General features: G+C 63.5%; 20 protein-coding genes. 9 read left to right on the forward strand and 11 right to left on the reverse strand.

The window, feature by feature from the left end; genetic code table 11:
• The coding region (locus Q0L62_RS09215) for an HWE histidine kinase domain-containing protein (RefSeq protein ID WP_296679126.1) at positions 1 to 1,617 on the forward strand (1,617 nt) is incomplete at its 5' end.
• Here the strand turns inward: Q0L62_RS09215 and rpoN are convergent.
• Both rpoN and lptB read right to left on the reverse strand, forming a co-directional pair.
• Positions 1,614 to 3,101: an RNA polymerase factor sigma-54 gene (rpoN, locus tag Q0L62_RS09220; RefSeq protein ID WP_296679128.1), complete on the reverse strand. Its 1,488-nt coding sequence runs from the start codon at positions 3,099 to 3,101 to the stop codon at positions 1,614 to 1,616. The two genes, Q0L62_RS09215 and rpoN, sit on opposite strands and share 4 nt — an antisense overlap.
• Positions 3,102 to 3,127: 26 nt before the next feature.
• Entirely contained in the window at positions 3,128 to 3,907 is a 780-nt protein-coding gene (lptB, locus tag Q0L62_RS09225) for an LPS export ABC transporter ATP-binding protein (protein ID WP_296679129.1), read from the reverse strand.
• 203 nt (positions 3,908 to 4,110) lie between these two features.
• Here lptB and Q0L62_RS09230 point away from each other — a divergent pair, with 203 nt between their 5' ends.
• Positions 4,111 to 4,497 carry a hypothetical protein gene (locus Q0L62_RS09230; protein ID WP_296679131.1) on the forward strand — a complete coding sequence of 129 codons (387 nt, stop codon included), beginning with the start codon at positions 4,111 to 4,113 and terminating at the stop codon, positions 4,495 to 4,497.
• Positions 4,498 to 4,590: 93 nt separating this feature from the next.
• Positions 4,591 to 5,937 (forward strand): TldD/PmbA family protein, encoded by a 1,347-nt coding sequence (locus Q0L62_RS09235; protein WP_296679132.1) that lies wholly within the window; start codon positions 4,591 to 4,593, stop codon positions 5,935 to 5,937.
• Here Q0L62_RS09235 and ppa read toward each other — a convergent pair.
• The 3 genes from ppa to Q0L62_RS09250 form a co-directional block, all read right to left on the reverse strand.
• On the reverse strand, positions 5,934 to 6,476 hold the full coding sequence (gene ppa, locus Q0L62_RS09240; protein WP_296679134.1) for an inorganic diphosphatase: 543 nt from the start codon (positions 6,474 to 6,476) through the stop codon (positions 5,934 to 5,936). The two genes, Q0L62_RS09235 and ppa, sit on opposite strands and share 4 nt — an antisense overlap.
• A gap of 70 nt (positions 6,477 to 6,546) precedes the next feature.
• Positions 6,547 to 7,242 (reverse strand): DUF1345 domain-containing protein, encoded by a 696-nt coding sequence (locus Q0L62_RS09245; RefSeq protein WP_296679135.1) that lies wholly within the window; start codon positions 7,240 to 7,242, stop codon positions 6,547 to 6,549.
• Positions 7,239 to 9,284 (reverse strand): peptidase M61, encoded by a 2,046-nt coding sequence (locus tag Q0L62_RS09250; protein ID WP_296679136.1) that lies wholly within the window; start codon positions 9,282 to 9,284, stop codon positions 7,239 to 7,241. The genes Q0L62_RS09245 and Q0L62_RS09250 overlap by 4 nt, the downstream gene beginning before the upstream one ends.
• Here Q0L62_RS09250 and hisS point away from each other — a divergent pair.
• The 6 genes from hisS (at position 9,283) to metK (ending at position 16,270) form a co-directional block, all read left to right on the forward strand.
• Positions 9,283 to 10,530: a histidine--tRNA ligase gene (gene hisS / locus Q0L62_RS09255; protein ID WP_296679137.1), complete on the forward strand. Its 1,248-nt coding sequence runs from the start codon at positions 9,283 to 9,285 to the stop codon at positions 10,528 to 10,530. The two genes, Q0L62_RS09250 and hisS, sit on opposite strands and share 2 nt — an antisense overlap.
• The gene (gene prfA, locus Q0L62_RS09260) at positions 10,527 to 11,591 is read left to right on the forward strand and encodes a peptide chain release factor 1 (protein ID WP_296679138.1); all 1,065 of its coding nucleotides are present in this window, start codon (positions 10,527 to 10,529) and stop codon (positions 11,589 to 11,591) included. The genes hisS and prfA overlap by 4 nt, the downstream gene beginning before the upstream one ends.
• The gene (gene prmC, locus Q0L62_RS09265) at positions 11,588 to 12,457 is read left to right on the forward strand and encodes a peptide chain release factor N(5)-glutamine methyltransferase (RefSeq protein ID WP_296679140.1); all 870 of its coding nucleotides are present in this window, start codon (positions 11,588 to 11,590) and stop codon (positions 12,455 to 12,457) included. Before prfA ends, prmC begins: the two co-directional genes overlap by 4 nt.
• Before the next feature lie 197 nt (positions 12,458 to 12,654).
• Positions 12,655 to 13,434: a DUF4167 domain-containing protein gene (locus tag Q0L62_RS09270; protein WP_296679141.1), complete on the forward strand. Its 780-nt coding sequence runs from the start codon at positions 12,655 to 12,657 to the stop codon at positions 13,432 to 13,434.
• 8 nt (positions 13,435 to 13,442) lie between these two features.
• Positions 13,443 to 15,020, forward strand: coding sequence for an apolipoprotein N-acyltransferase (gene lnt, locus Q0L62_RS09275; protein WP_296679143.1), 1,578 nt, complete (start codon positions 13,443 to 13,445; stop codon positions 15,018 to 15,020).
• Positions 15,021 to 15,064: 44 nt separating this feature from the next.
• Positions 15,065 to 16,270 (forward strand): methionine adenosyltransferase, encoded by a 1,206-nt coding sequence (metK, locus tag Q0L62_RS09280; protein ID WP_296679145.1) that lies wholly within the window; start codon positions 15,065 to 15,067, stop codon positions 16,268 to 16,270.
• Positions 16,271 to 16,468: 198 nt separating this feature from the next.
• Here metK and Q0L62_RS09285 read toward each other — a convergent pair whose 3' ends face one another.
• The 6 genes from Q0L62_RS09285 to Q0L62_RS09310 all read right to left on the reverse strand — a co-directional run bounded on the left by Q0L62_RS09285 (position 16,469) and on the right by Q0L62_RS09310 (position 21,179).
• The gene (locus tag Q0L62_RS09285; RefSeq protein ID WP_296679146.1) at positions 16,469 to 17,152 is read right to left on the reverse strand and encodes a glutathione S-transferase family protein; all 684 of its coding nucleotides are present in this window, start codon (positions 17,150 to 17,152) and stop codon (positions 16,469 to 16,471) included.
• 31 nt (positions 17,153 to 17,183) lie between these two features.
• Positions 17,184 to 17,846, reverse strand: a complete 663-nt coding sequence (locus Q0L62_RS09290; protein WP_296679148.1) for a ferritin-like domain-containing protein — start codon at positions 17,844 to 17,846, stop codon at positions 17,184 to 17,186.
• 9 nt (positions 17,847 to 17,855) lie between these two features.
• A complete protein-coding gene (locus Q0L62_RS09295; protein WP_296679149.1) occupies positions 17,856 to 18,989 on the reverse strand; it encodes a nitronate monooxygenase in 1,134 nt (377 codons plus the stop codon).
• A gap of 71 nt (positions 18,990 to 19,060) precedes the next feature.
• Positions 19,061 to 19,720, reverse strand: a complete 660-nt coding sequence (locus tag Q0L62_RS09300) for a CoA transferase subunit B (protein WP_296679150.1) — start codon at positions 19,718 to 19,720, stop codon at positions 19,061 to 19,063.
• The gene (locus Q0L62_RS09305; RefSeq protein ID WP_296679178.1) at positions 19,720 to 20,427 is read right to left on the reverse strand and encodes a CoA transferase subunit A; all 708 of its coding nucleotides are present in this window, start codon (positions 20,425 to 20,427) and stop codon (positions 19,720 to 19,722) included. The genes Q0L62_RS09300 and Q0L62_RS09305 overlap by 1 nt, the downstream gene beginning before the upstream one ends.
• A 95-nt stretch (positions 20,428 to 20,522) precedes the next feature.
• Complete coding sequence (locus Q0L62_RS09310; RefSeq protein ID WP_296679152.1) at positions 20,523 to 21,179, reverse strand: HAD-IA family hydrolase; 657 nt, start codon at positions 21,177 to 21,179, stop codon at positions 20,523 to 20,525.
• Between the last annotated feature and the right edge of the window lie 40 nt (positions 21,180 to 21,219).

Below are 21,219 nucleotides of genomic sequence, written 5' to 3' on the forward strand. Positions count from 1 at the left end.
TCGATCGAACGCGCCGATGCCGCCCGCACGGCCGGTGAACGGATTATCGCCGCGGTTGCTGTCGATGTTGAACGGCTGGCCGATGCCGAATGGCTGGGCCGCACCCTGGCGGAAATTGTCCCTTGTGACGGTGTGGCGACCGCCATCGATGATGATGTCAGCGCCTGGGGTTCGGTGCCGCCGCGCGATGTCATCCCCGATATCGTCCGGCGCCTGAATGCGATGCGTCCTGGCCAGGTCTTCCACACCGACAGGCTGGCCGATATCATCCCGGAAACCGCAGCATTCAACGCTGCCGCGTCAGGCGTGTTGGCAATCCCGATTTCCCGCCGGCCGCGCGACTACATATTGTTATTCCGGCGCGAGCAGGCCCGAACGGTCAGCTGGGGCGGCGATCCCACCAAGCCGGTTGACTACGGCCCGAACGGTCCGCGCCTGACCCCGCGCGCCAGCTTTGATGCCTGGCTGGAAGAGGTCAAGGGCCGCAGTTTGGCATTCTCGGATGCCGAGGTTCAGGGCGCCGAAACACTGCGCGCTTCGCTGGTCGAGGTGGTTCTGCAATTGTCCGAAGCAACCGTCGACGAGCGACGCCGCGCCATAGAACGCCAAAACCTGCTGATCGGCGAACTTAACCACCGGGTGCGCAATATCCTGGCGCTGATCCGCTCGATCATGCGCCAGTCGCGTGGCAGCGAACAGAGCCTGGCCGAATATATGCACCAGATCGAAGGGCGGATCGAAGCGCTGGCACGGGCGCATGACCAATTGACCGAACAGCGCTTTGCCGCGGCCGGCCTGCGCCAGCTGATCGAGACCGAGGCCAAGGCCTATCTTGACGCGAAAAGCGAACGCCTGACTGTCGATGGCCCCGCCGTTGCCCTGTCGCCGCTAGCCTATTCGACATTGGCGCTGGTGGTGCATGAACTGGTCACCAACAGCGCCAAACACGGCGCGCTTAGCGATAGCGGCGCGGTAAGCGTAGCATGGACGTTCGATCCTGTGTCGGGGCTTGTCATCACCTGGACGGAAAGCGGCGGGCCGACCGTGTCGCAGCCGACGCGCCGCGGCTTTGGCGCGACAGTGATCGAACGGGCGATGCCGCATGATCTTGGCGGAACCGCGGCTGTCACCTATCCCCCAAGCGGGGTGGAAGCCGTGCTGACGATCCCGCCGCAATATGTCGAATTACAGGGCGATGCCGACCTTGCCGTGGCCGCGCAGCACCGTTCCGCGCGGCCGGCCAGGGCGGCCACCGGCGGTGTGCCGGAACGGGTGCTGCTGGTTGAGGACAGTCTGCTGATCGCGATGGACACCGAAGACGCGCTGCTGGGTTTTGGCGTGAACGAAGTCCGCCTGGCCAGTTCGGTAAGCCTGGCCCTGGAAGAGCTTGACACGCACCGTCCCGATTTTGCCGTGCTCGACCTTAATCTGGGCAACGAAACCAGCATTCCGGTCGCGCGGCGTCTGGTGGAAATCGGTGTGCCGTTCCTGTTCGCGACCGGATACGGGGAAAAAGCGATGCTTGACCCTGAACTTGAACGGGTTCCGATCATCGTCAAGCCCTACAACGCCAGTGATTTGCTGCGCGGCATGGGACTGGGCCCGGTCGCGCGCTAACGCACTGCCGCCAATGCCTTTTGCCGGCGGCGCTGGACCGATGATCCCAGCCCGATGGCCTCACGGTATTTGGCAACAGTGCGGCGGGCCAGCTCGAAACCCTTGTCCTTGAGCAGATCGACCAGCGTATCGTCCGACAGGATTTGCTTGGGATCCTCGGCATCGATCAGCTGCTTGATCGCGGCCTTGACAGCCTCGGCCGATGCGCCGCTTTCACTCCCGGTCGAACCCACGCCCGATGTGAAGAAGTATTTGAGCTCGAACGTCCCGCGCGGGCAATGCAGGTATTTGTTGCTGGTCACCCTGCTGACGGTGCTTTCGTGCATTTCAATCGCTTCGGCCACTGCCCGCAGGGTCAATGGTTTTAGTTGCGACACCCCTTCGCGAAAAAATGCGTCCTGCTGCTTGATCAGTTCGCTGGCCACTTTCAAGATGGTCTTGGCCCGCTGATCCAGCGCCTTCACCAGCCAGTTGGCATCCGCCAGCTTGTCCGACAGCCAGCCGCGAGCCGCCTTGTCATCGCAGGCCCCGCGCATTTCAAGATAGTAACTGCGGTTGACGATCAGGCGCGGCAGGGTCGCCTGATTAAGCTGCACGGTCCACCCGCCGTCCGCCCCCGGCACGACCAGGATATCGGGCGTGACCGGATCGCCGCCGCCGCTGTCAAAGCGCAGCCCGGGCTTGGGATCGTAGCTGCGCAGTTCGCCCATCATTTCGGCAAAGTCTTCGTCATCAACCCCGCACATGCGTTTCAGCCGCGCCAATTCGCCCCGCGCCAGCAAGTCGAGATTGTCGAGCAGCCGGGCCATGCAAGGGTCATAACGGTCCGCCTCGCGCGCCTGCAGGGCAAGGCATTCCGACAGCGTGCGCGCGCCCACCCCGGTCGGGTCAAGCGACTGGACCACGTCCAGCCCGCGCTGCGCCAGATGGTCGTCCACCCCCAGGTCTGCGGCCAGTTCGCGCAGCGACACTGTCAGATAGCCCGCCTCGTCCAGCAGGCCGGCAATGTGCCGTGCAACAAATGCGGCGGCCGGATCGGGCGCGGCCGGGCCGATCTGCGCGCCAAGATGATCGGCCAGCGACAGCGGCCCGGCGCCGCGCTCGTCAATACCGGGGCCGTCTTCCCCGCCGCCCAGCCGCAGGTCGCGGCCCCAGTCGGCATCGCCGGGATCGCGGTCCCGGTCGATCGCGGCACTGTCGATATCGAGCGGGCGATCCGCCTCGCCCTGCCCTTCGCCGATCAGCCGATCGACCGGCGAACTTTCCAGCGTGGTGCGGCGCGTCTCGATTTCGTCGCCCGGGATGTCGCCATCGCCCGGCGCGCCGTCGCCCACTTCCAGCAAGGGATTGGCATCCAGGGCATCGCCGATGAACGTCTCGATCTCAAGGTTAGACAGCGCCAGCAGCTTGATCGCCTGCTGCAGCTGCGGCGTCATCACCAGCGATTGCGATTGCCGTATGTCGAGGCGGGGCCCCAGTGCCATGGATCAGGTCCCGCGCGGCATCCGCGTCACAGGGTGAAGCCTTCGCCCAGATAAAGCCGCTTGACGTTTTCATCTGCGACCAGTTCTTCAGGGGTGCCGCTGAACAGCACCTGCCCGCCGAAGATCACGCAGGCACGGTCGACGATGTCCAGCGTTTCGCGCACGTTGTGATCGGTGATCAGCACCCCGATGCCGCGGTTCTTGAGATCGCGGACCAGGTCGCGGATGTCGCTGATCGACAGCGGATCGATCCCGGCAAAAGGTTCGTCCAGCAGCATGATCGACGGCTTGGCGGCCAGCGCGCGGGCAATTTCGCAGCGCCGCCGTTCTCCGCCAGAAAGCGCCATCGCCGCGCTGGATCGCAGCCGGGTCAGCCCAAACTCTTCCAGCAGGCGTTCCAGCTCCTGCGCGCGCACGCCCTTGTCGGGCTCCGCCAGTTCGAGCACGCAGCTGATGTTCTGTTCCACCGTCATCCCGCGAAAGATCGACGTTTCCTGCGGCAGATAGCCCAGCCCCAGGATCGCCCGGCGGTACATCGGCAGCCTGGTAACATCGACCCCGTCCATCAGGATGCGGCCGCTGTCGGGCCGGACCAGGCCCATGATCGAATAGAAGCAGGTGGTCTTGCCCGCGCCGTTGGGACCAAGCAGGCCCAGCACCTCGCCTTTGCCGACCGACAGCGAAATATCGGTCAGGACTGCGCGCTTGTCATAGCTCTTGGCAATCGAGATCACTTCAAGCCCGCCCTGCGGGATCGGTTTCATGGCGCTGACAGGGGCGGCGGGAAGGGTTGCGGTATCGCTCATATTGCAGCCGATTTACGGGCGTGCGCAGCGCACTGCAACCCGCCTTCTGCGACAATCGATTCAATTTGGCAGGTTTCGTGCATGGTCGGTCCTGAAAGGCTGCGGCGCCCTTGTTCCAGACAAAGGTTTATCGAGCCTTGATCCCGCCACGCTTCGGTGGTTTACTGCAGATCGGGATTGGATGGAAAAGAAGGGGACGGTCATTGGCAAAAGCCTGGCTCGACTTCGTACCGCATGCAGCACACACGCCGCGCACGATCGATTGGCGCAAGCGGATGAGCGACAACATTGCCTACGCACTGCTGGTCTATACCGGCTTGCAAATCTGGATGACAATGGGCGCATTGCGCGGGGCAAGCGGTTCGCTGCTCCCCTATTTTGCGCTGGTCGTGCTGGTCGTCGCAATCATTCCGGCCTGCCGCCATTTTGAAAAGCGCTGGGCCAGGCTCGATGACGAGCAGGCTGCCGATCCTGCCTTTGTCAGCTTTTTCCGGCGTGACCGGATCTGGCTGTGGACCCTGGCGATCGGGTTGCCCTTTGCGGTTACCGGCTTGTTCAAACTGCTGGCGATGGTTTTCGGCCACCATTGACGATTGCCGCGGGTTAATTCCCGCGTCTTCATTGCCGACCCGCTGCACAGTGCCTAGATCGGCGGCTCCCGCCTTTGGAGTCGCCCATCCACCATGCTCGATACTGCCCAAGCCCAGGACCGCGTAGCCGCGCTGGTCGAACGCGCCCGCCGCGCCGGTGCCGATGCCGCTGATGCGGTCTATGCGGGCAGCGCTTCGGAAAGCGTGCAGGTCCGGCTGGGCCAGCTGGAAGATGTCGAGCGGTCGGAAAGCGAACACCTTGATCTGCGCGTCTTCGTTGGCAAACGCTCAGCCTCGATCGGATCGAGCGACCTGAGCGAGGCGGCCCTGGCCGAACTGGCGGAACGCGCCGTGGCCATGGCCGGCGCCGCGCCCGAAGATCCCTATGCCGGACTGGCCCCGGAAGAACGCCTGCTGCGCGGCCCGTTTGCCGATATGCAGCTGTGCGATCCGCACGAGCCCGGACCCCATAGCTTGCGCGCGCGGGCCGAGGCCGCCGAAGAGGCTGCGCGGGCGATTGCCGGGGTAACCAACAGCGAAGGCGGATCGGCCAGCGCATCGGCGCGAACCTTTGCCCTTGCCACCAGCCACGGCTTTGTCGGTGCCAGCCACGGCACCGGCCATTCGATCAGCGCCAGCGTTGTCGCGGGCGAAGGATCGGGCATGCAGCGTGATTATGCCTGGCGCAGCGCGCGGCACGCCGCCGATCTGCCCACGCCCGAGGAAATCGGCACCCAGGCCGGAGAGCGCGCGGTGCGCCGGCTCAATCCCGGCCGGCTGAAAAGCGGCGTGATGCCGGTGGTGTTCGACCCGCGGGTCGGCGGATCTCTGGTCGGCCATCTGATCGGGGCAATGTCGGGCAGCGCGATTGCCCGGCGCGCCAGCTTCCTGCTGGGCCGCGATGGCGAGCAGCTGTTGGCACACGGCATTGCTATCATCGACGATCCCCACCGGACACGCGGGCTTAGCTCGCGCGCTTTTGATGGCGAAGGGCTGGCCACCGCGCGCCGCCATCTGGTCGAAGATGGCCGCATCACCGGATGGCTGATGGACAGCGCGGCAGCACGCCAGCTGGGCGCCGAACCGACCGGACACGCCGTACGCGGCCACGGCGGCGCACCCGGTGTTTCGCCCAGCAACGTCCATCTTGAACCGGGCAGCGTCTCGGCTGCCGACCTGATCGGTGATATTGCGGACGGCGTGCTGGTGACCGAGCTGATTGGCAGCGGCGTCAACGGCGTGACCGGGGATTACAGCCGCGGCGCATCGGGCTTGCGCATCATCAACGGCCAGATCGCCGGCCCGGTGGCCGAGTTCACCATTGCCGGCAACCTGATCGACATGTTCCGCCAACTGACCCCGGCTGACGATCTTGAATGGCACCGCAGCGTCAACGTGCCGACAATCCGCATCGATGGGCTGACAGTCGCGGGCGATTAATCGGCTGATTTGCTCGCTTCATAGCGGGCGATGCATTCCAGCACGACGCGCTTGGCATCCTCGGCATCGCCCCATTTGCCGACGCGAACCCACTTTTCCTTTTCCAGGTCCTTGTAGTGGGTGAAGAAGTGTTCGATCTGGGCCAGCACAATCGAAGGCAGGTCCTGCCGTTCCCCAACGTCCGAATAGTAGGGAAACGTGGTATCGACCGGGACGCAGATCAGCTTTTCATCGCCGCCGTGTTCGTCTTCCAGGTTCAGAACGCCAATCGGCCGGGCGCGCACAACGCAGCCAGGGACGAAGGGCGAACGGGCGATGACCAGGGCATCCAGCGGATCGCCATCATCCGACAGGGTGTGCGGCACAAAACCGTAGTTTGCCGGATAGCGCATTGGCGTGTGCAGGATGCGGTCAACGAACAGCGCGCCCGAAGCCTTGTCAAACTCGTACTTCACCGGTTCGCCGCCTACCGGCACTTCGATGATGACATTCAGGCTTTCGGGCGGGTTGTCACCCACGGGGATCATGTCGATGCGCATAGTGGTCGCGCCTGTAGCCGCGCCGCTGCTGCACTGCAACACGCGATTGGCAATCAATTATACCGGTACGTCAGGCCGTGCCGCCCAGCACGTTGATGGTGAACGCGATCACCCCGATGTTGAAAATGAACGCCGCCACAGAATGCAGCAGGACTACCTGACGCAGTCGGCCGCTGGTGATCGACACGTCGGATGTTTGAAAAGTCATGCCCAGGGTCATCGAGAAATAGACGAAGTCCCAATAATCTGGCGCCTTGGTTTCCGGAAATTGCAGCCCGCCAGCATCACCGCCGGTGCCGCCATCGGCTGAATAGAAAACATGGGCGTAATGCGTGGCATAGACCACGTTGGCAAAGATCCAGATCAGCGCAAGCGTGCCTACCAGCTTGATCATGGCAAAACCGTCGCCAGCCGAGGCCTGCTTCAGTTCGCCGCTGATCGCGGCCATCACGACCAGTGTCACCGTTGTGGTGATCAACAGCACGAGCGGGCGGTTGGCGTCATTTTCCGCCGCGTGACGGCGCATTGCAGCCGGTTCTCCGCTACGCAGCACCGGCCACAGCGATGCCAGAAAAACCAGCGCTGCGCCGTCGAAGGCCAGCGCCGCCCCGTCCTTCCAGTCGCGCGTCCAGCCCAGCATCTCAAAACCTAAGTAAAGCACCGGGGCCAGCACCAGAAACAGCAGGAACCGCGGCGGGGCAAAACGGTTGCCGATGGTGGCAACCGCTGCCTTGGAAGCGGCCTTGGCCCTGCCCCGCTGGGTCATTTCTTCGCGGCTTTGACCGGCCGCTTGGGCGCCAGCAGCAGGTCAAGTCCGCCGGGCACCTTGTCCGCGCCGGTCTTTTCCAGCCACGGATAGCGCAGGCCGCCCTTGTAATCGATCTTGACCGTCTGGAACCGGTCACCGCGCTGGAACAGCAGCTCTAGGGGAGCGCCAGCCTTGGCTGCCGTAACAGCCTTTTTCAGCGCATCGCCATCATAGGTCAGCCCGTTGACCGCGACAATCTTCGATCCGGTCACCACGCCGGCGTTAAACGCTGCGCCGTCCCACTGGGTTGCGACGACCTTGGCATCCTTGTCAATCACCACGCCCAGCGAATAGGCCAGGTTGTTGACTTTGGCCTCGGCAAAGCGGGCCTTGTCATAGGGGTTGGGTTCATCCTTCCAGATCAGCTTGTAGCCGCCCTTTTCGATCCCCTGGAGCGGGGCGGGCTGTCCGGGCGAATTGATCTTGGCGTCGATAAACCGCTTCCAGTCATAAGGATGGACCTGGTTCAGCTTGGTGACGATCTCGTCCACTTCGAACGGAATCTCGCCATAATCGCCGTCGTTCATGCCGAAAAACAGCTTGGCGAAATCGTCGATGCTTTTCCTGCCGCCGGTGCCGGCGCGGATGATCTGATCGGCTTCCAGCCAGACCAGCGCGCCTTCGGTGTAGTAATCCTCGCTGCGGGCAAGGCTGGCAAACGGCTTGGGCTTGCGCGCGGCAAAGACCGGATCGTTGCCGGTGTCTTCAACCGAACGCCAGCGCCGCCCGGCCTGTTCGGAAAACCCGCCGGCCCAGGTGGCCAGCTGGCCCAGCACGATCGGCTTGCTTTGCAGGCCGGAACGCGCGGCCAGCACCAGGCCCCAGAACTGATCCTGGCCTTCATAGGTCCACAACAGATCGCCCTGCATCGGCTGGCGATAGTCGGGTGTCCACAGCCGTGCCGGACGGCGGAACTTGCCGGACCACGAATGGCCGTATTCGTGCGGCAACAGCCCGCGATCCCATTCCTGCTTGTCCCATTCGGTAAAGGCCGCAGGCTCCAGCTGGTTCTCGCTTGACCGGTGGTGTTCCAGGCCGATCCCGCCGATCTTGTCGGACAGCGCCAGCAGAAACTCGTAATGATCGAAATGGTTGGCGCCGAAGGCCAGCCGCGCTTCGGTTACCAGCGCCCTGTGCGCGTCGATATGTTCGCTCTTGGCTTCCAGCTGTTCGGGCTTGTCGGCCATGACGTTGAGCGTGACCTTCTGGCCCAGGTCCCACTTCTTGAAATAGCGCCCGGCAAAGATCGGCGAATCGACCAGCACTTCGTAATTGACCGGCGCCCAGGCCCAGCGGTTGTTCAGCTGGCTTTGCCCGTCAAGCGCCGTCGCCGCGGTAAAGCCGGCAGGCAGAGTGACAAACGGTTTGAACTGGATCTGCCGCACATAGTGGCCGGCGGGATAAAGGCTGACCCGTTCCCACTGCAGATTGACCATGTCCGGGGTCATGCTGATCCGCCCTTCACTGGACTGAAGCGGCGACGTGTGGATGAACTTGGCCACGACTTCGCTCACCGCGACATCGGCGGGCAGGGTTACATGAAACGCAAACACCTCGACCGGGTCGCGCTTCCATTCCAGTTTGCGGCCACCGGCGGTGAACGTCAGGTCGACCAGCTCGGCCAGGGGGCCGCGCGGGCCGTGGTTGCCGGGCAGCCACTGCGGATACAGCAGGGTCAGCGTGCGGGTCCCGGCGGCCACGGGGATTGTCTCGGTCACGCGGTAGACGCCGCGCACCGTATCGCTGGCATCGATGTCCAGCGTGATCGTACCGGGATAGGGCACATCTTTTGCATCGGGCACGGTCTGCACGATCGGCACCGCGCTGGGCGCGGAATTGGCGGCAAGCGCGGGGTTGGAAACGAGGGCGGCGGAGGCAAGAAGCGTTGCGACGACAGTGTTGTGGATCATGCGGCTGTCATGCCGAACCTTGCGCGGGCGCGCAATGGTTTCGCCGGTGGCTTTTCGACCAAGGACAAACAGGGTAGGGGCCAGCGCCATGAGCAGCACTCCCCAAGCGATCCGCGGCACGCAGGACATTTTCGGCACCGAGGCCGAGGCTTTTGCCCACGTCGTCGAAACCTTCGAACGCGTGCGCAAACTGTACCGGTTCCGCAGGGTCGAGATGCCGGTGTTCGAAAAGACCGAGGTTTTCTCGCGCAGCATCGGCGAAACCACCGATGTCGTCTCGAAGGAAATGTATTCGTTCCGTGATCGCGGTGACGAATCGCTGACCCTGCGGCCCGAGTTTACCGCCGGGATCGCGCGGGCCTACATCACCAACGGCTGGCAGCAGCACGCGCCGTTGAAAGTCGTAACGCACGGCCCGCTGTTCCGTTACGAGCGCCCGCAAAAAGGCCGCTACCGCCAGTTTCACCAGCTTGATGCCGAAATCATCGGCGCGGCCGAACCGCAGGCCGATGTCGAGCTGCTGTGCCTGGCCGATCAGCTGTTGAAAGAGCTGGGCATTGCCGAAGGGGTGACGCTGCAGCTCAACACGCTGGGCGATTCGGGCAGCCGCGATGCCTGGCGCGCGGCGCTGGTCGAATACTTCCGCGCGGTGAAAGCCGATCTCAGCGAGGATTCGCAGGACCGGCTGGAAAGAAATCCGCTGCGCATCCTCGACAGCAAGGACCCGCGCGACAAGGTCTTCGTGGCGGGTGCGCCGAAGATCGACGATTTCCTGAGCGGCGAGGCGCAGGATTTTTTCGGCGCAGTGACGTCCGGGCTCGATGCGGCTGGCGTGGCCTGGACCCGCGCGCCAAGCCTTGTGCGCGGCCTCGACTATTACCGCCACACCGCGTTCGAATTCGTCACCGACCGGCTGGGCGCGCAGGGCACCGTGATCGGCGGCGGGCGCTATGACGGGCTGATGGAGAGCCTTGGCGGGCCAGTGACACCCGCGGTGGGCTGGGCCGCGGGGATCGAGCGGCTGGCGATGCTGGCCGATCCGCGTTCTGAGCCAAATGCGGACGTTATTCTTGTTGTTGAGGACGATAGCTTGCTTGCAATGGGCATTGCTCAACTTGCCCGTCTGCGGACCGCTGGATGTTCAGCTGAAATGGTCGCCACCGGCTCACCCCGCAAGCGGTTCGACAAGGCAGTGAAGCTCGGTGCTAATGCCATACTCGGGCTGTCCCTGCGCGAGGGACAAACACATGTGCGCTTTCGCATCGATAATGATGTGCGCACCAATCTGCGCACGCTATTGCCGCAGATAGCGAACGAACTCAGCGAGATTTCGTGACCATCCCCTCGTCCCGCCTTGCCCAGATCGCTGGCCGGTTCTCGGAGATCGAGGCACGGCTGGCTTCGGGCACGCTTGAAGGCAAGGACTTTGTTGCCGCCAGCCGCGATTTTGCCGAGCTGGAGCCGGTCGCCCGCGCGGCGGCAGAGGTGCAGGCGATGCGCGCCGAACTGACCAGCCTGGCCGAGCTTGACGATCCTGAAATGCGCGAGCTGGCCGAAGAGGAAATTGCCCGCCTCCGCGCGCAATTACCCGAAGCTGAGCACGCCCTGCAACTGGCCATGTTGCCGCGCGACAGCGCCGATGCGCGGTCTGCCATGCTGGAAATCCGCGCCGGCACCGGGGGCGATGAGGCCGCGCTGTTCGGGGCTGATCTGCTGCGCATGTACGAACGCTTCGCCGCCGAACAGGGCTGGCGGATCGAAGTGGTCAGTGCCAGTTCAAGCGATGTCGGCGGCTTCAAGGAGGTGGTCGCCCAGATCACCGGCAATGGCGTGTTCGCCAAGCTGAAGTTCGAAAGCGGCGTCCACCGGGTTCAGCGCGTGCCCGTTACCGAAAGCGGCGGGCGCATTCACACCTCTGCCGCGACAGTCGCCGTCTTGCCCGAGCCGGACGAGGTGGATGTCCAGATCGATGACCGCGACCTCAAGATCGATGTCTACCGCGCCAGCGGAGCCGGAGGCCAGCACGTTAACACCACAGATTCGGCCGTGCGCATTACCCACCTGCCGACCAATACGGTTGTGACCTGTCAGGACGGCCGCAGCCAGCACAAGAACAAGGAAAAGGCGATGCAGGTGCTGCGCGCCCGCCTGTTCGAAGCGCAGCGCGAGGCAGCGCAGGGCGAAGAAGCCGCTGCACGCAAGGCGATGGTCGGATCGGGCGACCGGTCCGAACGCATCCGCACCTATAACTTCCCGCAGGGGCGCGTCACCGATCACCGCATCAACCTGACATTGCACCGTCTTCCCGAAATACTTGAAGGCACGGGGCTTGGCGAACTGATCGATGCCCTGATCGCCGAAGATCAGGCCAAGCGACTGGCCGCGCTGGGCGAGTGACCCTGCCTCCGGTCCGCACCGTCGCCCAGGCAATCCGCGCCGCGACCGAGCAGCTCGGTGCGGGTACCGACAGCGCGCGGCTGGATGCCGAACTGCTGATGGCCCACGCCCTGGGGATCAGCCGCTCGCAGATGTTCCTGCAGCGCATGGGCGATGCGGTGCCTGACAGCTTTGCAGGGTATATTACCCGCCGCGCGGCACACGAACCGGTTGCCTACATCCGCGGACATCAAGAGTTTTACGGGCTTGATTTCAAAGTCACTCCTGCCGTCCTGATCCCCCGCGCCGATAGCGAAACCCTGGTCGAAGCGGCGCTGGCGGCGCGCAGTGATGCCGCCCATGTGCTCGATTGCGGGACCGGTTCAGGCGCGCTGTTGCTGGCCGTGCTGGACGGTCTGCCCGCCGCGCGCGGATTGGGCATTGATCGCTCTGCGGCCGCGCTGGACGTGGCCCGGATCAATTCCGACCGCCTGGGCCTGTCGCCGCGCACCGATCTGCGCCTGGCTGATTGGACCACGCCGGGCTGGGCTGATGATCTTGGCCGTTTCGATCTGGTCCTGGCCAATCCGCCTTATGTTGAAATACACGCCGATCTTGCACCTGACGTACGAGATCACGAGCCTGCCTGCGCCCTGTTTGCCGGGGCGGACGGTCTTGATGATTACCGGCTGCTGGTGCCCGTCCTGCCCGATTTGCTGACTCCGCAAGGCGTTGCGCTGGTCGAAATCGGCGCTACCCAGGCTGATGCGGTGTGCGCCATTGGCGCAACAGTCGGACTTGAATCGCGCGTCCACCGCGATCTGGGTGACAGAAATCGGGTGATTGCCTTCACGATTTTGCTTGGCAAGCCGCCCGCCAGCGCTTAAATCCACAGACAAGCCCGCGCCGGTCCGCTTTTTCGTTGACCCGCAGGCTATATCCAACATTTGCAATTCGGCGGCGCGGTGCCGCACAGGCTAGCAGATGGAGGGACCACGAAGCGCGATCGTGCGCCCGTGGCACAGGTCATGCGTCCAGACAGGCAAATCGCCAAAATGGTCGCCGGATTAGGGAAATCGTACCCTTGAACAACAATAACCGTGGGAACAACAACCGCCGGCGCGGTCGGGGCAACCGTCAGACTGGCGGCGGCGGCGGCGGCCAGCAACTTAACCGGATTGACAGCCGCGCGCGCGGCAATGCGCCGCAGTTGCTGGAAAAGTATCGCAAACTGGCCCAGGACGCCCATCTGAACGGCGATCGGGTGCAGGCCGAATACTACCTGCAATTCGCCGATCACTATTTCCGGGTGATCGCCGATACCCGCACCCGCCAGGAAGAACAGCGCAGCCGCCCGCAAGGCGAGCGCTGGCAGGAAAGCGGCGACGAGGGTGAAGACGGCGGCGATTTCAGCGGCGATCCTGATTTCCCCAGCTTCGATCAGCCCACGTACAACCGCCAGGCCAGTGAAGAGCGCCCGCGCCGTGAAGAACGCCCCCGCCGCGAAGACCGGGACGATGATCCCCGCCCCCCGCGCGAAGATCGGGTCCAGGCAGATGCCGCCCCTGCGGAAGACGCTGAAGCCAATCCTTACGATCCGCCGGAAAATCCGTTCGTGCGCGAAAACCGCGGCACCCGGGGCCTGCGCCCGCGCCGTGATGATCGCCGTCCCCGGCGCGATGATGGCGGTGCCGACAGTGAAGGCGATGGGGGCGGGCTTGATCCAACGCTGCTGCCGCCTGCAATTGCGGCCGCGCGCGACGATGGCGCCGATACATCGACAGAGGCCAAGCCGCGCCGCGGCCGGCCGCGCAAGAAGCCGTCAGCGGACGATGCCGGTGAAGCGCTCGAATCGGTAAACTGACCTTCGGCGTGCAGCGCGCGCTGAACCTTTATCGCTCATACCCGTGGCTGGCCGCGCTGCTGTGCGGTGCGCTGGCTGCTACGGGTTTTGAACCGCTTCACCTGTGGCCGGTGGCGCTGATCGGATTGGTCGGTCTGATCGATCTGGTGTTCCGCTCCCCTGGCGGCAAAGGCGCTGCCCTGATCGGCTGGCTGTTTGGGGTCGGCAACTTCTCGATCGGCAATTCGTGGATCGCCACGGCCTTTACCTACCAAGCGGCCATGCCGGCATGGCTTGGCTGGATCGCGGTCGTCCTGCTCAGCCTTTATCTGGCGGCCTACCCGATGTTCGCCGTCACGGCTGCTTGGCGGCTGGGCCGGAACAGCGCAGGCGCTTTTGTTGCGGCACTTGCCGGTTGCTGGATCGTGGGCGAATGGCTGCGCTCGTGGATGTTCACCGGCTTTGCGTGGAATCCGCTGGCGGCGCTGGCGCTTGGCTCGTTCACCCGGCCCGGTCTAGCCGGCGTGTTGCCGCTGACCGGCACTTATGCTCTGTCGGGCATTGTCATGCTGCTGGCGGGCAGCCTGTGGTTGGCACTGCACCGGGGCAAGCTGGACTGGCGCGGTGCCGCCCATGTGGCGGTGCCACTTCTGCTGCTTGTCAGCCCCTGGCCTGCCCCTGCGCCAGCGCAGCCTGCGCCGGACGCCCCTGTGTTCACCCTGGTCCAGCCCTATATTCCGCAGGAAGAGCTGAACGACCCGGCGATGTACCCGCGCAATTTCGCGCGGCTGGCGGCGCTGTCGGCGGCGCTGAAACCGGGCAGCAAGCGGCTGCTGCTGTGGCCAGAAAGCGGCGTTCCCGACTATCTGCGCGATGGCTATCCCGAAGGCTATTACCTCGACAATTTCGGGGCCGATTCGCGGGTGGCCCGGATTCGGCTGGGGCGCGTGGCCGGGGCGGGCACCGTGCTGCTGACGGGAGCGACCGATCTTGAGTTCAAGGATGGCCGGGTGGTCGGTGCGCGCAATTCGGTGACAGCGGTCGACGGAGGCGGCGATATCGTCAGCAGCTATGCCAAGGCGCACCTGGTTCCTTATGGCGAATATCTGCCCATGCGCAGCCTACTGACCCCGCTTGGTCTGTCGCGGCTGGTGCCCGGCGACATTGATTTCTGGCCGGGGCCGGGGCCGCAAACGCTGGACCTTGGCGCCTGGGGCAAACCCGGCGTGCAGGTCTGCTATGAAATCATCTTTTCCGGCCAGGTGAGCGACCGCGCCAAACGTCCGGACTTTATCTTCAATCCATCGAATGACGGTTGGTTCGGGGCCTGGGGTCCGCCGCAGCACCTTGCCCAAGCGCGGCTCCGCGCGATCGAAGAGGGCCTTCCCATCCTCCGCGCGACCACTACCGGCATCAGCGCGGTCATCGAACCCAGCGGCGTGGTGCGCCAATTTGTCCCGCGCCATCAGGCTGGACGGCTGGACGGCACGTTGCCGGCCGCTGCTGCACCAACTCTGTTTTCAAAGATCGGTAACCTGCTCGCGCTGATCTGGGCCGCGGCTTTTCTAATCGCAAGCGTAGTTGCCAGCCGCCGCGTGGACAGCTAGACCGCAAAGCAGACATAAAGCTTTCTTTATATCGGAATTTGACGATGCGTACCGACTACATGTTCACTTCCGAATCCGTCTCCGAGGGTCATCCCGACAAGGTTTCGGACCAGATCTCCGACGCGATTGTCGATCTTTTCCTGTCCAAGGATGCCGAAGCGCGGATCGCCTGCGAAACGCTGACAACCACACAGCTGGTGGTTCTTGCCGGCGAAATCCGCTGCAAGGGTGTGTTCGAAAACGGCGAATGGGCGCCCGGCGCGCAGGACGAAATCGAAGCCACGGTGCGCCGGACGGTCAAGGAAATCGGTTACGAACAGGACGGATTCCATTGGGAACAGTTTGAGTTCATCAACCGTCTCCACGCCCAGTCAGCGCATATTGCGCAAGGCGTTGATGCGGCCGACAACAAGGACGAAGGCGCCGGTGATCAGGGGATCATGTTTGGCTACGCCACAGATGAAACGCCTGACCTGATGCCCGCGACCTTGTATTACAGCCACAAGATCCTGGAACGCATGGCCGCCGATCGCCATTCGGGCGCCGCGCCTTTTCTGGAACCCGACGCCAAAAGCCAGGTGACGCTGCGTTACGAAGGCAGCTTGCCGGTGGCCGCGACCGCGGTAGTGGTATCGACCCAGCACGCCAGGGGTTATGACGAAGGCGACAAGGAAGCCGAACTGCACGCCTATGTCCGGCGCATCGTGGCCGAGGTCATCCCCCCGGTGCTGCTGCGCGACACACGTTATTACATCAATCCAACCGGCAGCTTCGAAATCGGCGGACCGGACGGCGACGCAGGCCTTACCGGGCGCAAGATCATTGTCGACACCTATGGCGGGGCGGCCCCGCATGGCGGCGGCGCGTTTTCTGGCAAGGACCCGACCAAGGTTGACCGTTCAGCTGCCTATGTCACCCGCTATCTGGCGAAGAACGTAGTTGCCGCCGGTCTTGCCACGCGCTGCACGATCCAGATTGCCTATGCCATTGGCGTGTCTGAGCCGCTGTCGCTCTATGTCGATACCCACGAAACGGGCACCGTTCCCGAAGCCGAGATCGAGAAGGCTATCCTCGCCATGCCCAAACTGGGCGGGCTGACCCCGCGCGCCATCCGCACCCATCTGGGCCTCAACAAGCCCATTTACCGCAAGACTGCCGCCTATGGTCACTTTGGCCGCAAGCCTGAAGGTGACACCTTCCCGTGGGAGCGGCTCGACCTGGTAGACGATTTGAAAGCAGCGCTGGGCTGACCGGCGCACTGGATGACGATGCTTCGTTCGGGAAGCCGCTTTACGTTGCTGCGATCGGATCACGGACTGGAGGGTCCACGGCGGCGGACAGGCGCCGAAAGCAGCGTTCGGCATGGCGCCGGCTCAGCTTGTCGCGGCTAACCCCCGGGCAGTTCCGGTCATTGCCATCAGCGAGGCAGCACCCGCGCTTCAGCCAAGCTAAATCGCACGGTAATCCGCCGTTATCGCCCCCGCCGCTGCCAGCTCTTCCTCATGGCTTACCTCGCGCCAATCTTCCGCCAGGGCCGCCCGCTCCCATTCCAGCATCGCCGGATGGTCAAGCACCTGATCAACCCAGACCTGCCCCTTGCCCACATCGATCCCATAAGTGCGGATGCGAAACGCGACGGGGGCAAAAAACGCATCGACGGCGGTAAACTCTGTCCCGGCCAACCACGGGCCGCCAAAGCGCGCCAGCCCCGTCTCGAAAATCTCCCGCACCCGCGCGACATTGCGCTGCAGGCCCTCACTCATCGGCTTGGCGCTGACCCGCACGCCGATGTTCATCGTGCAATCGTTGCGCAGATGGCTGAACCCGCCGTGCATTTCGCACGCCGCGCCCTGCGCAAAAATCCGGGCCTCGTCGTCTTTGGGCCAGATGCCGGTGTGCCGATCTGCCAGATACAGCGCAATCGCCAGCGAATCGGCGATTGTCCTTTCTCCGTCAATCAGCACCGGCACCTGGCCGGTCGGGCTGAAGGCGCGGAAATCATCGTAATTATCCGGCTTGGCGAAAGGCTCTAACCGGTCGGAAAAACCGATCCCCAGCGCCTTCATCAGCACCCACGGGCGCAATGACCAGCTGGAATAATTCCGGTTCGCGGTAATCAGCGTATACGGCATGACAGCCAGACTAGCGCCAGGCCGGCCACGGTCAATGCGCGAAGGCGGCCACATCCTCGTCCGGCCATTGCTGCATCCGCGGGCGTCCCGCATCAAGGAACAGCGCGGGCAGCTTGGCCAGCATCAGCACCTTGTGGATGCACCAGTCCGCCGCACGCTCGTTCCACCGAGCCGTGGCCCGGCCCTGCCGTTCCAGCCAGCGCTGATAGGGCAGGAAATGATCCGGTTCATCGCGGTGGACGATTTCGAAAATCTTTTTCATCACCGGGTCGGACATGATCAGCTTGTTTTTCAGGATGATCTCAACCTGCGCATAGCCGCGCTGCTCGGTCAGCATGATTACCCGGCACAGCCGTTCGAACTGCTGCGGGGTCGCTACAATATCAGCGGTATCAAGCTCTTCGATTGTACAGCGGAATACCCACTGGATGAACCGGTCGATGTGGCCGACGCCGCGATCAACCTGCAACGGCATGCGCCCCTGCCGTTCGAACCAGCGGCGGAACATCACATAATGCGTGTGTTCATCGGCGCGGTGTTTTTCAATCTCGCGCTGAAACTCCAGATCATCGGGGCAGCGCTGGCGCACTGCTTCCAGCACCCGATCCAGCGATGTGTAACCACGATGCTCGTTATAGAGATAGATCGACGCAAGCACATCGAGGTATCGTTCGCGAAAGCCAGCGCCCAACATTATCAAATATTACTCCAGCATGGCGGTCAGGCCCAGGACGGCTTCGGCGAACTCCTCACGGAAATCCTGGACGACGCCCTTGGCGCTGCGCACCTGATCGATCAGGCCAACGCCCTGTCCGACAAAATAGGAAACCAGGTCACGGGCCTGTTCGTTGCCATTGATAACAGCTTTTTCAATACGTTGGAATGCCGGCTCTGACACCATGCCCATAAGGGGCATTGGCAACGTGCCGGGGCTGTCTTCTCCATCCCATGCCTCGTGCCACGCAGTCTTGAGCTGGCGCGCCGGCTTGCCTGTGCGGCTGCGGCTGCGCACGGTATCGCGGCTGCGCGCGGCGATCATCTTGTTGCGGAACGCCTCGCTGGTTTCTGATTCGGTGGTGGCCAGCCAGACCGATCCGGTCCACGCCCCTTGCGCCCCTGCTGCCATCATCGCTGCCATCTGCGCCCCGGTCATAATCCCGCCAGCGGCCAGCACCGGAATGTCTTGCCCTGCCCCTTTCAGCGCACGAACCACTTCGGGGATCAGCACCAGGGTCGAAACCTCGCCGCAGTGGCCCCCTGCTTCGCCGCCCTGGGCAACGATGATATCGACCCCCGCCGCCGCCTGGCGCAGCGCATGCTCCTTGGCGCCGACCAATGCCGCCACCGGTACGCCATGCTGCTTGCCCAGCCGGATCATTTCGGGCGGAGCGATGCCCAACGCGTTGGCGATCAGCCTGATCGGGTGGCGGAAGGAGACTTTGAGCAGTTCCAGTCCGTTTTCCGGCGTGATGCCCGACCGCCCGCGCCACGCAACGACTTCGTCGGCCGGAACGTCCAGCCCATAGTGCCCCAGCAGCGACGCCGTGAATTCGCGATGCTCTGCCGATATGGCATCGGCGCGCGCAGCGTTATCGGAAAAACCGGCAACCCGCGGATCAACCGTTTCGGGGACCAGCACGTCAACGCCGTAGGGCGCGCCGTCGATATGCTCGTCAATCCACGCCAATTCTTCTTCAAGCTGATCCGGGGTAAAGCGGGTCGCCCCCAGCACCCCGAACCCGCCCGCCTTGCTGACCGCCACCACCACATCGCGGCAGTGGCTGAACGCAAACAGCGGAAACTCGCACCCGGTCAGACGGCAGACGGCATTATCCATGATTCTCTCCCCAACAGGGAAGCGATCATCGCGCCGCGATCGCATGGCGGCAAGCCCATTTAAGCGGCCGATTAAACCAGGTAATGCGCCGTGGTCTTGGCCGCGACGTGTTGCGCCGTAACGCCGGGAGCCAGTTCGATCAGGCGAAACGCGCTGGCATGGTCATCCCGCTTGAACACCGCCAGGTCGGTTATCACCATGTCGACCACATTGCGGCCCGTCAGCGGCAGGGTACAGGCTGGAATGAACTTGGGCGCACCATCCTTGGCACAGTGTTCCATTACCACGATGATCTTCTTGACCCCGGCGACCAGGTCCATCGCCCCGCCCATGCCCTTGATCATCTTGCCCGGGATCATCCAGTTGGCGATATCGCCGTTTTCGGCGACTTCCATCGCGCCCAGAACGGTCAGGTCGATCTTGCCGCCGCGGATCATGGCGAAAGATTGGGCGCTGTCGAAATAGGCCGAATGCGGCAGTTCGCTGATCGTCTGCTTGCCGGCATTGATCAGGTCGGGATCAACCGCATCTTCGGTCGGGAAAGGGCCGATGCCCAGCATTCCGTTTTCCGATTGCAGCGTCACGGTCATGCCACTGGGCACGTGATTGGCAACCAGCGTCGGGATGCCGATCCCAAGGTTGACGTAATAGCCATCGCGCAGTTCCTGCGCGGCGCGGGCAGCCATCTGATCGCGGCTCCACCCAAGGGCGATATGATCATGCTGTGTCATCAGCCAACATCCGTGGTGCGAGTGGTGCGGAACTCGATCTTCTTGTCGTAAGGCGCGCCGACGATCAGCCGCTGGACGTAGACCCCGGGCAAGTGGATGCAATCAGGATCAAGGCTGCCGACGGGCACAATTTCTTCCACTTCTACCACGCAGACCCGCCCGCACGTTGCGGCCGGCTGATTGAAATTGCGTGCAGTCTTGCGGAACACAACATTGCCGGTCGCGTCCGCCTTCCATGCTTTGACCAGGGCCAGGTCGGCAAAAATGCCTTGTTCCAGAACGTATTCCTCGCCGCCGAAAACCTTGGTTTCCTTGCCTTCGGCAACCAGTGTTCCGACGCCGGTCTTGGTATAGAATCCGGGAATGCCCGCGCCCCCGGCGCGCATCCGTTCAGCCAGGGTGCCTTGCGGGCTGAACTCAACCTCAAGCTCGCCCGACAGGTACTGGCGCTCGAACTCCTTGTTTTCGCCAACGTAGGAACTGATCATCTTTTTTACTTGCCGCGTGCGCAGCAGTTTGCCGATCCCTTCGTTATCGATCCCGGCGTTGTTGCTGGCAAAGGTCAGGTCCTTGACCTCGCTGTCCCGCACCGCATCGAGCAGCCGTTCCGGAATGCCGCACAGGCCAAAGCCGCCGCAAGCGACCAGCAGTCCATCGCGCAGCAAGCCATCCAGCGCCGCTGCCGCATCGGGATAGATCTTTTGCATCATTGGTCCCCCAGATTGAAGCCGCTGCCGCTACGGCAAGCGCTGTCAGCTGGCAATTGCAAGCGGCGCAGTGCCAGTTGCACGCGGCGCATCAATCACCCCAGCGGCAGGCCCAGCGCATTCGACAGTTCGGCCAGCGCCTGTTCGCCATTGGTCACTTTGATCGCGTGCATCCCCAGCTGCGCCGCCGGTTTGCAGTTGATCCCCAGATCGTCGAGGTAAATGCAAACCTCCGGGCCAAGGCCAAGACGTTCGCACATCATCATATAGATTCGCGGATCGGGCTTGCGCACCCCCGCCTTGCTGCTTTCGATTACATGTTCAAACCGGGCAAAGACTTGTTCATAGGCGTCGCGGCTGTCACCGCTGCGGGCCATGCCCGCACCGTGGCCTGAAGGCACATTGTTGGTAATGCAGGCCAGGCGCAAGTTCGCTTCCCTCAGCTGGTCGAGCGCGGTGACCATTGCCGGACGGATCGAGCCCGACAGCACCGCCAGAACCGAGGCCCCGTCCAGAGCGTGCCCAAGGGCCGCAGCTTCGGCTGCAAACAGCGCGTCAAAGCGCGCAGCGTCGATCTCGGCCCGCTCAAACAGGGCCCAGGCGTTGTGATCGGGATTGGCGGCATTCACGGTGCGGACGAAGTCGCGGGGCAGGCCGCGTTCGGCCTCAAGCCGGTTGAACGCCTCGAACGGCGATGCCGTGATGACCCCGCCAAAGTCGAAAATCACGGCTTCGAATAGGCGGTCGGTCACGGCGGCTGTCATCCTGGTTTACGGCACTGCGCTTCACACC

The sequence above is a fragment of the Novosphingobium sp. genome (assembly GCF_024642085.1).
Taxonomy (GTDB): Bacteria; Pseudomonadota; Alphaproteobacteria; order Sphingomonadales; family Sphingomonadaceae; genus Novosphingobium.